The sequence below is a fragment of the Micromonospora sp. NPDC049274 genome, from assembly GCF_040678875.1.
In the GTDB taxonomy this organism is placed as follows: Bacteria; Actinomycetota; Actinomycetes; order Mycobacteriales; family Micromonosporaceae; genus Micromonospora.
This window is the reverse complement of sequence record NZ_JBFAQS010000006.1, coordinates 92,790-105,861: the sequence shown is the minus strand read 5'-3', so window position 1 is coordinate 105,861 and position 13,072 is coordinate 92,790. Positions and strand designations below refer to the sequence as shown.

Annotated in this window: 12 protein-coding genes; 6 read left to right on the top strand and 6 right to left on the bottom strand. The window is 73.4% G+C overall.

Annotated elements, in window-relative coordinates:
- Positions 1-12 precede the first annotated feature (12 nt).
- The 6 genes from AB0K10_RS13555 to AB0K10_RS13530 all read right to left on the bottom strand — a co-directional run bounded on the left by AB0K10_RS13555 (position 13) and on the right by AB0K10_RS13530 (position 7,579).
- Entirely contained in the window at positions 13-597 is a 585-nt protein-coding gene (locus tag AB0K10_RS13555) for a TetR/AcrR family transcriptional regulator (RefSeq protein WP_363683106.1), read from the bottom strand.
- Between the two features lie 49 nt (positions 598-646).
- Positions 647-2,305, bottom strand: a complete 1,659-nt coding sequence (locus AB0K10_RS13550) for an EAL domain-containing protein (protein WP_363683621.1) — start codon at positions 2,303-2,305, stop codon at positions 647-649.
- A gap of 79 nt (positions 2,306-2,384) precedes the next feature.
- Entirely contained in the window at positions 2,385-3,194 is an 810-nt protein-coding gene (locus tag AB0K10_RS13545) for an SAM-dependent methyltransferase (protein ID WP_363683104.1), read from the bottom strand.
- Between the two features lie 188 nt (positions 3,195-3,382).
- On the bottom strand, positions 3,383-4,051 hold the full coding sequence (locus tag AB0K10_RS13540) for a response regulator transcription factor (RefSeq protein WP_007072219.1): 669 nt from the start codon (positions 4,049-4,051) through the stop codon (positions 3,383-3,385).
- A gap of 7 nt (positions 4,052-4,058) precedes the next feature.
- Positions 4,059-5,750, bottom strand: coding sequence for a GAF domain-containing sensor histidine kinase (locus tag AB0K10_RS13535; RefSeq protein WP_363683102.1), 1,692 nt, complete (start codon positions 5,748-5,750; stop codon positions 4,059-4,061).
- Positions 5,751-5,764: 14 nt separating this feature from the next.
- Entirely contained in the window at positions 5,765-7,579 is a 1,815-nt protein-coding gene (locus AB0K10_RS13530) for a long-chain fatty acid--CoA ligase (RefSeq protein WP_363683100.1), read from the bottom strand.
- Between the two features lie 122 nt (positions 7,580-7,701).
- On the opposite strand from AB0K10_RS13530, the gene AB0K10_RS13525 reads away from it, so the two are divergent.
- The 6 genes from AB0K10_RS13525 to AB0K10_RS13500 all read left to right on the top strand — a co-directional run bounded on the left by AB0K10_RS13525 (position 7,702) and on the right by AB0K10_RS13500 (position 13,062).
- Complete coding sequence (locus tag AB0K10_RS13525; RefSeq protein WP_363683098.1) at positions 7,702-8,157, top strand: SRPBCC family protein; 456 nt, start codon at positions 7,702-7,704, stop codon at positions 8,155-8,157.
- A 31-nt stretch (positions 8,158-8,188) separates the two neighbouring features.
- Positions 8,189-8,881 carry a hypothetical protein gene (locus AB0K10_RS13520; RefSeq protein ID WP_363683096.1) on the top strand — a complete coding sequence of 231 codons (693 nt, stop codon included), beginning with the start codon at positions 8,189-8,191 and terminating at the stop codon, positions 8,879-8,881.
- 76 nt (positions 8,882-8,957) lie between these two features.
- Positions 8,958-9,905, top strand: coding sequence for an ROK family glucokinase (locus tag AB0K10_RS13515; RefSeq protein ID WP_363683094.1), 948 nt, complete (start codon positions 8,958-8,960; stop codon positions 9,903-9,905).
- Between the two features lie 11 nt (positions 9,906-9,916).
- Positions 9,917-10,621: an endonuclease/exonuclease/phosphatase family protein gene (locus AB0K10_RS13510; RefSeq protein ID WP_363683092.1), complete on the top strand. Its 705-nt coding sequence runs from the start codon at positions 9,917-9,919 to the stop codon at positions 10,619-10,621.
- 113 nt (positions 10,622-10,734) lie between these two features.
- Positions 10,735-12,141, top strand: a complete 1,407-nt coding sequence (locus AB0K10_RS13505) for an NAD(P)-binding domain-containing protein (protein ID WP_363683090.1) — start codon at positions 10,735-10,737, stop codon at positions 12,139-12,141.
- 126 nt (positions 12,142-12,267) lie between these two features.
- Positions 12,268-13,062 carry an alpha/beta fold hydrolase gene (locus tag AB0K10_RS13500; RefSeq protein ID WP_363683619.1) on the top strand — a complete coding sequence of 265 codons (795 nt, stop codon included), beginning with the start codon at positions 12,268-12,270 and terminating at the stop codon, positions 13,060-13,062.
- The last annotated feature ends 10 nt before the right edge of the window (positions 13,063-13,072 follow it).

Here is a 13,072-nt window from a genome sequence, read left to right as displayed (position 1 = left end):
GTCGTCTCCGGTTCAGTGCGGCGCGGGGCCGAGGTGCGCGTCGAGCGCGGCCCGCAGCAGGGTGTCGTCGTCGGTGGCGCCGGTGGCCAGCGGCAGGCTGCCCCAGGCCCAGAGCTGGGCGATGCCGTGCAGGTTGGCCCAGAGCGCGCCGGCCAGCACCGGCGCGGGCGCGTCGGTCGGCTGGCGCACCTGGGCGACCAGGTCGACAAGCAGGGTGAACAGCGGCAGGCTCGTCTCGCGCAGCCGCAGGCGACCGCTGGCCAGCAGGTCGTGGCGGAACATCAGCTCGAACATGCCGCGATGCGCCGCGGCGAAGTCCAGGTACGTCCGGGCCAGCGCCACCAGGCGGGTACGCGGATCCGGGCCCGCCGCGCGCAGGGTCGCCTCGACGCGGGCGGCGAGGTCAGCGAAGCCCTCCCGGGCGATGGCGGAGAGCAGGTCGACGTGGGTGGGGAAGTAGCGACGCGGCGCGCCGTGCGAGACGCCCGCCCGACGGGCGATCTCCCGCAGGGACACCGCCGACTGGCCCTCACGCAGCACCAGGTCCACGCCGGCGGCCACCAGTCGGGACCGTACGCCCGCCTCCTCCGCGCTCATAGACAGTGTCTACCAGTCCGGCGTAGACGCTGTCTACCGGTGTCCGGGTTCAGCGGATGCGGGCCAGGATGCGATCGGCGGGGGCCGGCCGGCCGAAGTGCCAGCCCTGGGCGGCGTCGCACCCGATCGCCCGCAGCCGTTCGGCCTGCCCGGCGGTCTCCACCCCCTCGGCGGTCACCGTCAGGTCCAGCGCGTGCGCCAGCGACACCAGCGAGGCGAGGATCCGCTCGTCGGTACGCCCCACCGCGGGCGAGCGCAGGCCGGCCACGAACTCCCCGGCCACCTTCAGCTCGGTGACGGGCAGGTCCCGCAGGTACGCCAGGTTGCTGTAGCCGGTGCCGAAGTCGTCGATGGCGATGCGTACCCCGAGATCGGCCAGCACCCGCAGCGCGCGCACCGGCTCCTTCGCGCTGCTCATCATCGTGCTCTCGGTGATCTCCAACTGGAGTCTCTCGGGTGGCAGACCGGTCTGGCGCAGCAGCGTACGGACCTCCTGCACCAGGCCGGGCCGGTGCACCTGCCGCACCGCCAGATTGACGCTCACGAACGGCGCCTGGACACCCCCCGCCGACCACGCCTCCGCCTCCCGGCACGCCTCGGCCAGCACCCACCCACCCAGTTGCACGATCAGGCCGGTCTCCTCGGCCAGCGCGATGAAGCTGTCCGGCCGTAGAACGCCCAGCTCCGGATGCCGCCAGCGGACCAGCGCCTCCACGCCGAGCAGCCGGCCGTCGCGCAGCGAGGTGAGGGGTTGGTAGTCGAGGTAGAACTCGCCGCGCTCCAGCGCGGCGGGAATGGCCGCCGAGAGGGCGTAGCGGGCCAGTTCGCGGCGGTTGCGTTCGGCGTCGTAGAGCGCCCAGCGCGCCCCGCCGGCCGACTTCGCCCAGTGCAGGGTGCTGTCGGCGGCCCGCATCAGATCGCTGGGGCTTGCACCGGCGACCTGCCGCTCGACGATGCCGATGCTCGCCGTGACCTGAAGTTCGTGTCCGTCGACCACCGCCGGTGTGCGGACCGCCGCGAGGGCGCTCTCGGCCACCTCCACGACGGCGTCGGTGCCGGCGGCGTCCTCCACCAGGATGACGAACTCGTCCCCGCCGAGGCGGGCTACCAGGTGCTCGCCGAGCGTCTGACGCAGCCGCTCGGCCACAGTGGTCAGCAGCCGGTCGCCGACCTGGTGCCCCAGACTGTCGTTGACGACCTTGAAGCGGTCCAGGTCGAGGAAGCACACCCCGACGCGCTGGGCGCCCCGGCCCGGCTCGTTGAGCGCGGCGGTGAGTCGTTCGGTGAACAGCGTCCGGTTGGGCAGGCCGGTGAGCGGGTCATGGGTGGCCTGGTGGCGAAAACGCGCCTCGCTGGTCCGTAGCGCCCGCTCGGCCTGCGTGCGGGCCATCATGGCGGCCCGACGGATCGACTCCTGCTCGTCGAGGGTCCGGTCGCGCAGCGCGCGGGCGTAGCCGGTCGCCACGGCGGCCAGCAGCCGCGCCATCCGGTCCTCGACGTCCTCGGCCACCAGTCCCAGGTCACGCACGAGCCGGAGCTGAATGACCTCGACCGTACGGCCCAGCCCTTCCGCGGACGCGATGTGCGCGGCGACCAGCTCCGCGCCGACCCGGTGCCCGGCCCGCAGGTCGAACGGCTCGGCGAGCAGCGCGCCGGCCAGCTGCCCGGTGAGCCGGTGCAGCAGCTCCTCGAGCTGGGCCTGGGTCATCGGCAGGTAGCTCGTGCCGGAGACCGCCTTGGCCCATGCGCGGGCGAAGGTGCCCGGGCGGGTGGCCGCCCCGGGCGACTCAGTCACCGAGTCGCCCGACGCCGCCCATGAAGGCCGCACGTTCGGCGTCCTCCGCGCTCTCCGGGGTGTCCGGTCGCCACTGCGGCACCCAGACCACGCCGGGGTCGACCAGCTCGAACCCGTCGAAGAGCGCCGTCAGCTCGGCCCGGTTGCGAATCCAGAGCGGGTTGTCGGTGCGCTGGTAGACCCGCTCCGCCTCGGCCCGCTCGTCCCCGCTGCGCCCGTCGTCGCTGACCTGGGACAGCACCAGGTAGCTGCCGGGCGCCAACGCGTCACGCAGTGCCCGCAGCAACTCCGCCGGACGGTCGGAGTCGGAGACGAAGTGCAGCACGGCCACGATCATCACGGCCACCGGCTGGCTCAGGTCGAGCAGCTTGCGGACGTCGGGGTCGGCGAGGATGCGCTCCGGGTTCCGCAGATCCTCCTGCACGACGACCGCGCGGTCGTTGCCGGCCAGGATCTCCCGGCTGTGCGCCACCGCTACGGGGTCGACGTCCACATAGACCACCCGCGACTGCGGGTCGATGCGCTGGGCGATCTCGTGCACGTTGCCGACTGTCGGAATGCCCGAGCCGATGTCCAGGAACTGTCGGACGCCGGCCTCGGCGAGATGGTGGACCGCCCGGCGCAGGAACGCCCGGTTGGCCTGCGCCATCAGCGGCGCCTCCGGTACGGCTGCCACCATCGCCTGCGCGGCGGCCCGGTCGGCGGCGAAGTTGTGCGATCCGCCGAGGTAGTAGTCGTACATCCGCGCGACGCTCGGGCGCTCGATGTCGATGGTGTCGGGTGCCCAGTCCGGCCGCTGCATGCGCTCAACCCCTTGAGTCCGCGACGCGGGCGTCGTCGCCCGCGCGGGTATTCTGCCCCCGACGTGCCCGCCAGACCATAGCCTGCCGTCAGATTCCCGCCGACGTCGGTCGATACACGAAGGTCCGCGCCGGGGGGAGCCGGCGCGGACCTTCGGTCGCGGTGTCCCGCTCGACGAGCGGGCGCGGATCAGAACTTCGGGGCGTCCGGCGCCTCGAGCAGGCCGAGCCGCAGCGCGGTCATCAGCGCCTGCGCCCGGTTGGCGGCGCCGAGCTTCTCGTAGAGCTTCGAGATGTGCGTCTTGGCGGTGGACTCGCTCACGAACAGCTGCTTCGCGATGCCCGCCACGCTCATCCCGTCGGCGAGCAGGCGCAGCACCTGCCCCTCCCGCGGGGAGAGCTGCGGGCCGGACGGGGCGAGTCGACGCTTCATCGCCTCGGCCAGGTCGGCGGCGGTGAACGCGCTCGGCGAGGAGGCGGCGTGCCGCGCGGCGGCCACCACCTCGTCGGCCGGGGCGGTCTTCGGCACGAAGGCGCTCGCGCCGGCCTCCAGAGCACCGAAGAGCTGGTCGTCGCCCGCGTACATGGTCAGCACCACGATGCCCATCGACGCGCTGGACTTGCGCAGCGCGCGGGTGGCCTCCAGGCCGCTGCCGTCGGGCAGCCGCAGATCCATGATCACCACGTCCGGCTGCAGGGCGCCGGCCTGGCGTACCCCCTCAGCCGCGGTAGCGGCCTCGCCGACGACCTCGAACTGGCGGTCGCGCTCGAAGGCGTGCCGCAGGCCCTTGCGAATCAGGTCATGATCGTCGACAAGGAGGACCTTGGTGCGGGTGGCCGGTGTCGGACTTGTGGTCATCCTCGGGTTACTCCCCTTCTGGTGCTGCGCTGTCGCGCACGTTGTCGCGCCGGGACGAGGTGCCGAGAACCACCGCCACGGTCGTGCCGCTGGGTTGCCGCGGCCTGATCTCCAACCGGCCCCGGATACGTTCCGCCCTCTCGGCCATGATCGCAAGACCGTACCGTCCGTCGGGGCGCTGGTCAGCCATCCCCTGACCGTCATCCGACACTTCAATTTGGGCGTACGGGGGGTCCACCTCACACGTGACCCAGAGATTCGAGGCTCCGGCGTGCTTGCGGGCGTTGGTCACCGCCTCCTGCGCGATGCGCAGCAACTCGGCCTCGGTGGCCGCCGGCAGGCGCGCGGTGGACTCGTCAAGCGACAGGTGCACCCGCAGCCCGCCCGAGGCGCCCACGGTCCGGGCGTACTCGGCGATCGCCGCCGCCAGCCCGCCCTGCCGGTCCACCTCGCTGCGCAGCTCGAAGAGGCTCAGCCGCAGCTCCTGGATCACCCGGGTCACCTCGCCGCGCAGCGTGCGCAGGGCCTCGGCGGTCTCGTCGGCGTCGTCGAAGACGGTGGCCATGGCGTTGTCGATGCCGTAGCCGACCATCACCAACTCCTGCGCCACCCCGTCGTGGATCTCCCGGGCCAGCCGCTGCCGCTCCTCGTTGGTGGCCAGCGAGCGGACCTCGTCGAACAGCAGCGCCGCCTCCAGCCGCAGCGCGGCCGGCCGGGTCAGCCCGGTCACCCGGGACACCACCGGCGGCGGGTACGCCTGCGCGACGTCCGCCTCCAGCACCACCAGCCCCACCGTGCGCACCCCGGCGACCAGCGGGACGATAAGCGCCGACACGTCCCCGCCCCGGTGTGAGCGCGACTGCGAGCGGGCGGCAGTCGTGGCCTGCTGGCTGGCCCAGGCGTCGGCGATAGCCGAGTCCGCGTCCAGGGTCGTCTCCCAGTCCACCCGGTCCAACCCGGCCTGGGCGAGCACCACGAGCCGGCCCCCGCCGCTTGCCGACAGCACCGCGCCCCGGTCCGCCCGAGCCACCGTGCGCAACTCCTCCAGGAGGTGCTCGGAGATGCCGCCCGGGTCCAGGGTCGCCCCGGGCAGTTGCCGGGCCACCGTCCGTAGTTGGGTCAGCAGCCGGGTCGCCTCGGCGTACGGCTGGGGTTTGCCCTCCCCGCGCACGGCCATCACCCGGTGCAGGGTGCCGGCGGCGTAGAGCCCGAGTGCGGCGAGGATCAGCCACTGCGCGCAGACCGCGAGGTAGCCCACCTGGCCGAGCTGACGCCCGCCGTCGACCTCGGTCAACCCGCCGCTGACCAGCAGCGTGCCGGCGGTCACCGCGAGCAGCGCCGCGCCCTCGCGGAAGCGGCGGCGCAGGGCGGTGACGGTCACCGGCACCGCCAGGTAGGGCAGCACCGCGGAGGCCCCGAGCCCGTCGACAGTGCCCCCGATCGACGCGACCGCGGCGACCTGGCTCGCGGCCAGGCCCAGCACCACCACCTCGGCGACCCTGCTCAGCGGCCCGATCAGCCGGTGCTGCGGGGCGAGCAGGGACGGCGCTCCGGCCACCGCCAGCAGCGCGATCCACCACAGCTGCGTGACGTCGCGGGTGGCGAACAGGGTCAGGATCGCGACCAGCGCCAGCATCACCAGGCGGGCGGCCGCGGCGAGGGGATGCGGGTGTGGTGTGGCGGATGCGGATGCGGGCACGTGACGGATGGTAGTCAGCTGCGGTAGATGTCGGCGATTTCCGCCGCGTACGTCTTGTGGACGACCTGTCGCTTGACCTTCAGCGACGGGGTCAGCTCACCGGTGGCCTCGGAGAAGTCGCGGGGCAGGATCCGGAAGACCTTGATCGCCTCGGCCTTCGACACGACCTGGTTCGCGGCGTCGATCGCGGACTGGACCTCGGCGCGCAGGCCCTCGTGCTCGCGCAGCTCCTCCAGCGGGGTGTCCGGAGGCAGACCGGCGCCAGCGAGGAACGTCGGCAACGCCTCCTCGTCGATGGTGACGAGCGCGGCGATGAACGGCTTCGCGTCCCCGACGACGACGCACTGGCTGACCAGCGGGTGAGCGCGGACATGGTCCTCCAGCACCGCCGGGGCGACGTTCTTGCCCCCCGCGGTCACGATCAGCTCCTTCTTGCGGCCGGTGATGCTCAGGTAGCCGTCGGCGTCGAGCTGACCCAGGTCGCCGGTGCGGAACCAGCCGTCGGCGCTGAGCGCCTCGGTGGTCGCTGCCTCGTTGTGCCAGTAGCCCTGGAAGACCAGGTCGCCGGAGATCAGGATCTCGCCGTCGTCCTCGATCCGGACGGTCACGCCGGGCAGCGGCCGACCGACGGTGCCGATCCGGGTGCCGGTGGGCAGGTTCGCGGCCGCGGCGGGCGAGGTCTCGGTCAGCCCGTACCCCTCCAGGACCGTCACGCCGACGCCGCGGAAGAAGTGACCGAGCCGGGCGCCCAGCGGCGCGCCGCCGGAGATGGCGTCGCGGCACCGCCCGCCGAGCGCGGCGCGCAGCTTGCGGTAGACGAGCCGGTCGAAGACCGCGTGCTGGGCGCGCAGCGCGAGGCCGGGCCCGCGCGAGGTCTCCAGAGCCTCGCTGTACGAGATGGCGACCTGCTCGGCGCGGGCGAAGACGCCGGCCTTGCCGTCGGCCTCGGCCTTCTGCTTGGCCGCGTTGTAGACCTTCTCGAACACCCGGGGTACGGAGAGCACGAAGGTGGGCCGGAACTCCTGCAGCTCACCGACGAGGTTCTTGGTGTCGGCGCAGTGCGCCAGGGTGGCCCGGGCCTGCACCACGCCGATCTGGATGAGCCGGGCGAACGCGTGCGCCAGCGGCAGGAAGAGCAGGGTGGTCGCGCCGGCGTTGAACAGGTTCGGCAGCACCGGCACCGCGTTGGCGATGTCGGCGTACATGTTGCGGTGGGTGAGCACGCAACCCTTGGGGCGGCCGGTGGTGCCGCTGGTGTAGATGATCGTGGCCAGGTCGCCGGCCCGGACGGCCTTGCGGCGCTGCTCGACCTCGGCCAGCTCGACGGCGGCGCCGGCGGTGACCAGCTCGTCGACCCCGTCCCGCTCGATCTGCCAGAGGTGGGTCAGCTCGGGCAGGCGGTCGCGGACGCCGGCGACCAGGTCGGCGTGCGCGTCGGTCTCCACCACGGCGGCGACCGCGCCGGAGTCGGCCAGGATCCAGGCGGCCTGCTCGGCGCTGGAGGTCTCGTAGATCGGCACGGTGACCGCGCCGACCGTCCAGATGGCGTAGTCGAGCAGGGTCCACTCGTAGCGGGTCCGGCTCATCAGCGCGACCCGGGCGCCCGGGGAGACGCCGGCGGCGATCAGGCCCCGGGCCACCGCCGCCACCTCGTCGCGGAACTGCAGGCAGGTCACCTCGGCCCAGGTCGTGCCGCTGCCGTCGGGCGAGCGGGTGGCGCGGGCGAACTGGATGGTGTCCGGTGCGGCCTCTGCGTTGTCCCAGACCGGATCGGTGAGGTTGGCCGCGTCGCCAACGGTGACGATCGGCGGGACGGAGAACTCGCGCACCTGCACTCCTTCGTGCTCGCACTGGCCGGGCCACTGCCCATCCACGGCTGTCGGCTCTGTCGAAACCTACCCGGCGGGGGCGGCGCGGCGTGCGGGCGGTACCCGCCGGGTAGCCTCCCCCCATGGCGGACTCCTCCACCCAGTCGATCATCATCGGCGCGTCACCGGACCGGGTGGCGGTGGTCATCTGTGACTTCCCGAGTTACCCCGAGTGGACCGAGGCGGTGCGCCACGCCGAGGTGATCGAGGAGTACGAGGACGGCTACGCGAGCCAGGTGCGTTTCGCCATCGACGCCGGGGTGATGGCCGACGAGTACGTGCTCGCCTACGAGTACGCCGAGGACCTCTCCCGCGTCGAGTGGCACCTGCTCGCCCCCTCCAGGATGCAGAAGAGTCAGCGCGGCTCGTACGACCTCGTGGCGAACCCGGACGGGAGCACCACTGTGACGTACACGCTGGAGGTCGAGCTGTCGGTGGGGATGCTCGGCATGTTTCGGCGCAAGGCCGAGAAAATGATCATGGACACCGCGTTGAAGCAGCTCAAGCGCCGGGTAGAAGCAACCGGTGCGGCGCAGTGACGCGTCCGGCGGCAGGGTAGAGGAGCCGACTGTGGGCGGAACGGATCCGGGCTCGGCCCGGGAAGAGGCCGAGCGTCTGGTCGCCACCCTGCTCGCGGGGGCGCGACTGGCCTCCGGCGGGTCGGCGGGTGGCGCGTTCGGCCCGCTGGGCGGGATGCTGGCCGGTGTCCTCGGTCACAGTGCCGCTCCGGGCGGCGGCGCCCACGGCGGTGGTGGTTTCGCCACCGGTTCACCGGAATGCTGTGTCTGCCCGGTCTGTCGCGGCATCGCCGCGTTGCGCGATCCGAGTCCGGAATTCGCCGAACGGCTCGCCACCGGCGCCGGAGACCTCGCGGCCGGCGTGGCCAGCCTGCTCCGCGCGTTCGCGCCACCCGAGCCGCCCCCGACGAGCGCGACGGAGCCGTCCGCGCCGACGTGGCCGGCATCCGCCGCGAGTAGCGACGACGAGGCACCGACCTCCACAGCGCCCGAGCGGTCCGCCGAAGCCGCCGACGCGCACGTGTGGCGCGATGCCACCCGCACCGGGCATGATTCTCAGCCGGCGCCGGAGCGGGATGTCTGGTCGGTCGCCACCCGGTCGGCGGGCCCATCCGCCCCGGCCACCGCAGCACCCGTCGACGACGCCGGGTCGGTGGCCGCACCGGCACCGACCAGCCGACCCGCGGTGCCCGCGTCGCGGGCGTCCGACGACACCGGCGCGGACGCGCCGGGCGGCGGCGCCTGAGCGCGGGACATCGCGAACCGGACCGGCGTGCCATCGGCGCGCGGGCCGGACAGCACAGCAGAGGGGAGCGGCAGCGGTGACGCTGACCATCGGAGTCGACGTCGGTGGCACGAAGGTGGCCGGCGGTGTCGTGGACGACACCGGCACGGTTCTCGTGCAGAGCCGACGGGACACTCCCGCCGATGACGTCGGCAAGACCCGCGACGTCATCATCGAGCTGGTCGGCGAGCTGGCCGCCGGGCGGACGATCGAGGCCGTCGGGATCGGCGCGGCCGGCTGGATCGACGCCACCCGCTCGACAGTGCTCTTCGCCCCGAACCTGGCCTGGCGTGACGAGCCGCTGCGCGAGTACGTCAGCGCCGCCGTGGGCGTGCCGGTGATCGTGGAGAACGACGCCAACGTGGCCGCGTGGGCCGAGTTCCGCTACGGCGCGGCCCGGGACGCCGACGACTCCATGATCATGTTCACCATCGGCACCGGCGTCGGCGGCGGCATCGTGCTCGGCGGCGAGCTGATGCGCGGCGCGCACGGCGTCGCCGCGGAGCTGGGCCACATGCTTGCCGTGCCGGACGGGCACCAGTGCGGCTGCGGGCGGCTGGGCTGCATCGAGCAGTACGCGAGCGGCAGCGCCCTGGTCCGTTTCGCCCGCGCCGGCGCCCGGCAGGAACCGCAGCGAGCCGCGGCCCTGCTGGACCTGGCCGGTGGCGAGGCCGAAGCGATCACCGGGCACATGGTGACCGCCGCCGCGCAGGGCGGCGACCCGGTCTCCGCCGAGGCGTTCGCGCAGATCGGCCGGTGGCTGGGCACCAGCCTCGCCGACATGGCGCAGATCCTCGACCCGCAGACCCTTGTCGTCGGCGGCGGCGTGATCGACGCCGGTGACCTGCTGCTCGGCCCGACGCGCCGCTCGTACCTCGACGCGCTCGCCCAGCGGGGTCGCCTGCCGGTGGCCGAGGTGCTCCCCGCCGAGCTGGGCAACAGCGCCGGCGTGATCGGCGCGGCCGACCTGGCCCGCCGGATCTGAGGCGGCCGGCGATGGGCGAGGCTGCCGGCGTACCGCTGCGCGTGGTGTCGTACAACATCCACAGCCAGCGCGACGACACCGCCGCGTTGGCGGCGGTGGTCCGGGCCGCGAGGCCGGACGTGGTGATCGTGCAGGAGGGGCCCCGCCGGTTCCGGTGGCGGCAGAAGTCCGCCACGCTGGCCGAGTCCTTCGGCCTGGTGGTGGCCGCCGGCGGTCTGCCCGCCCTGGGTAACCTGTTGCTGACCAGCCTGCGGGTGCAGGTGCGCGGCACCCGTTGTGAGCGCTTCCCGCTGACACCGGGTCGGCACCTGCGCGGCGCCGCGTACGCCGACTGCCGGGTCGGCGACGCCCGGTTCACCCTCGCCGGCTCGCACCTGTCCACCGACCCGGCCGAGCGGCCCGCCCAGGCCGCCGAGTTCCGGCGCGGACTGGCCGCGGCGAGCAGTCCGGTGGTGGCCGGGGCCGACCTGAACGAGGGCCCGGACGGGCCGGCCTGGGCCACTGTGGCGCGTGGCCTGACCGATACGGCGATCGCCGCCGACCGGGCGGACCGGCTCACCTACTCGTGCGCCGACCCGCGCCGACGCATCGACGCGCTGTTCGTCGATCCTCGGATCACCGTGGTCGACTACGACGTGGTGGACACTCCGCAGACCCGCCGGGCCAGTGACCACTTCCCGGTCCTCGTCGACCTGCTGCTGCCCACCGCGGGCTGACCCCCACCGGCCGGACCCGCCGATCGGTCCGCGCCGGGGCTGGACATCCGGCTCCGTTGTGGAGAGGATTTCGCGGCGACCGGCACCCGTGCCGCACAAAAGGAGATGTCCCGGTGTCCACCTCCACCGACCACGGCCGGCCCGACCCGGATGCGACCCCGTCCGCGCAGAGCCGCGACGGCCGTCCGCTCTCCGACCGGGGCGACACGGTCTGCGTCATCGGGGCCGGGGCCAGCGGCCTGACGGCCATCAAGAATCTGCGTGAGCACGGGTTCGGGGTGGACTGCTACGAACGGGAGACAGGCGTCGGCGGCGCCTGGAACTGGCGGCACGACCGCAGCCCGGTGTACGCCAGCACCCACCTGCTGTCGTCGAAGCCGTTCACCCAGTTCCCCGACTTCCCGATGCCGGACTCGTGGCCGGACTATCCGCACCACAGCCAGCTCCTGGCGTACTTCGAGCGGTACGCCGACCACTTCGACCTGCGGTCGCACGTCTGGTTCGGCACCGAGGTGATCCGGGTGGAGCCCGCCGAGGGGGACCGCTGGGACGTGACCACCCGTTCCACCGGCGGCTACGGGCCCGAGCGCACCTCCCGGTACGCCGCCGTGGTCATCGCCAACGGGCACAACTGGTCGCCGAAACTGCCCCGCTACGAAGGGCTGGAGGAGTTCCGCGGCGAGATCATGCACGCGTCGTCCTACAAGGACCCGGCGCAGTTGCGCGGCAAGCGGGTGCTGGTCGTCGGCGCCGGCAACACCGGCTGTGACATCGCCGTCGAGGCGGCCCAGCAGGCGTCGCGCTGCTGGCACTCCACCCGACGCGGCTACTGGTACGCGCCGAAGTACGTCCTCGGGCGCCCGGCCGACCAGGTCAACGACGCCCTGCTGGCGATGCGGGTGCCGCTGCGGGTCCGCCAGTGGCTCTACCACTGGACGCTGCGCCTGACCGTCGGCGACCTGACCCGCTTCGGCCTGCCCAAACCCGACCACCGGGTGTACGAGACGCACCCGATCGCCAACAGCCAGCTCGTCTACTATGTGGGTCACGGCGGGATCGGCCCTGTGCCCGACGTGGCCCGCTTCCGCCCGTACGCGGTGGAGTTGGCCGACGGCCGCGAGATCGACCCCGACCTGGTCATCTTCGCCACCGGTTACCTGCCGCGGTTCGAGTTCCTGGACGCCTCGGTGTTCGGTGACAGCGCCGGCACGGGCCGGCCCACGCTCTGGCTCAACGCCTTCACGCCGGGGCACCCCACGCTGGCGGTCGCCGGCCTGGTGCAGCCGGACTCCGGGATCTTCACCCTGTCGCACTGGCAGACGGTGCTCTTCGCCCGGCTGTTGCAGGCCCGGCGGGACCGGCCCGAGCGGGCCGCGGCTTTCGCGCAGCGGGTGCGCGACCGGGCCGGGGAGCGCTACTCGGGGCAGGTGAAGGACAGCAGCCGGCACTGGTTCGAGGTCGGGCACGCCGACTACCTGCGCGCCGTCCAGCGCGCCCTGCACGACCTGGAGGCCAAGTGAGCGCGAGGAGTGAGCTTGCGAGCCCCGCAGTCGCGAACGAAAGGCGAGCCCGGTGAGCGCGAGGAGTGAGCTTGCGAGCCCCGCAGTCGCGAACGAAAGGCTGAACCAGTGACCGAGCTGCGGATCATGCGGGGGCGGGAGTGGTCCCGGCCGGTCCGGCCGGCGCGACGTGAGGTGCTCAGTGCCATTCCCGAGGTGGAGGAGGGGCGGCCTCCGCTGCTCTTCGTGCCCGGGTTCGGCCACGGCGCGTGGGCGTTCGCCGAGCACTGGTTGGGCCACGCCGCGTCGCGGGGCTTTCCGGCGTACACGCTGAGCCTGCGGGGGCACGGCGGCAGCGAGCCCGCGCCGGAGGCGACGCTGCGCGCGTACGCCCATGATGTGGTCCAGGTGGCGGCGGGCCTGCCGCGCCAGGCGGTGCTGGTGGGGCACGGCGCCGGGGCGCTCGTGGTGGCGCACGCGCTGGCGCGTTACCCGGCGCGCGGCGCGGTGCTGGTCGCGCCGGTCTTCGGTGGCCGGGGCATGTTGTCCACGGCGCTGCGCCGCAACCCGGCCGGGACGCTGCCCGCGGTGTTCGGTGGGCCGCTGCGGCTCAGCCGCGCGCAGCTGTTCAGCCGCGAGCTGCCCGACGAGGAGGCCCGGCGGCACGTGGCGCGGCTGGGCCGGGCCGGTCGGCGGGCGCAGTGGGCGCTGCTGGGCGAGCCGGAGGCCGAGCCGGCCGTGGGCGCGCCGCCGGTCCTGGTGCTGGGCAGCCCCGACGACCGGGTCGTGCCGGCGTCGACGTTGACGCGGATCGCCCGCCGGTACGGGTCGGCGCCGCTGCTCTTTCCCGGCATGGGGCACGACCTGATGCTCGACGCGCGTTGGGCCGAGCCGATCGACGCGATCCTCGACTGGCTGGAGAAGGAGCCCGCGGCGCGTTGAGTGGGCGTGC

Bases quoted from the DNA above. Each gene is read 5' to 3' on its own strand.
- AB0K10_RS13555 (WP_363683106.1), bottom strand. From the start codon at position 597: ATGAGCGCGGAGGAGGCGGGCGTACGGTCCCGACTGGTGGCCGCCGGC.
- AB0K10_RS13550 (WP_363683621.1), bottom strand. From the start codon at position 2,305: ATGACCCAGGCCCAGCTCGAGGAGCTGCTGCACCGGCTCACCGGGCAG.
- AB0K10_RS13545 (WP_363683104.1), bottom strand. From the start codon at position 3,194: ATGCAGCGGCCGGACTGGGCACCCGACACCATCGACATCGAGCGCCCG.
- AB0K10_RS13540 (WP_007072219.1), bottom strand. From the start codon at position 4,051: ATGACCACAAGTCCGACACCGGCCACCCGCACCAAGGTCCTCCTTGTC.
- AB0K10_RS13525 (WP_363683098.1), top strand. From the start codon at position 7,702: ATGGCGGACTCCTCCACCCAGTCGATCATCATCGGCGCGTCACCGGAC.
- AB0K10_RS13510 (WP_363683092.1), top strand. From the start codon at position 9,917: ATGGGCGAGGCTGCCGGCGTACCGCTGCGCGTGGTGTCGTACAACATC.
- AB0K10_RS13500 (WP_363683619.1), top strand. From the start codon at position 12,268: ATGCGGGGGCGGGAGTGGTCCCGGCCGGTCCGGCCGGCGCGACGTGAG.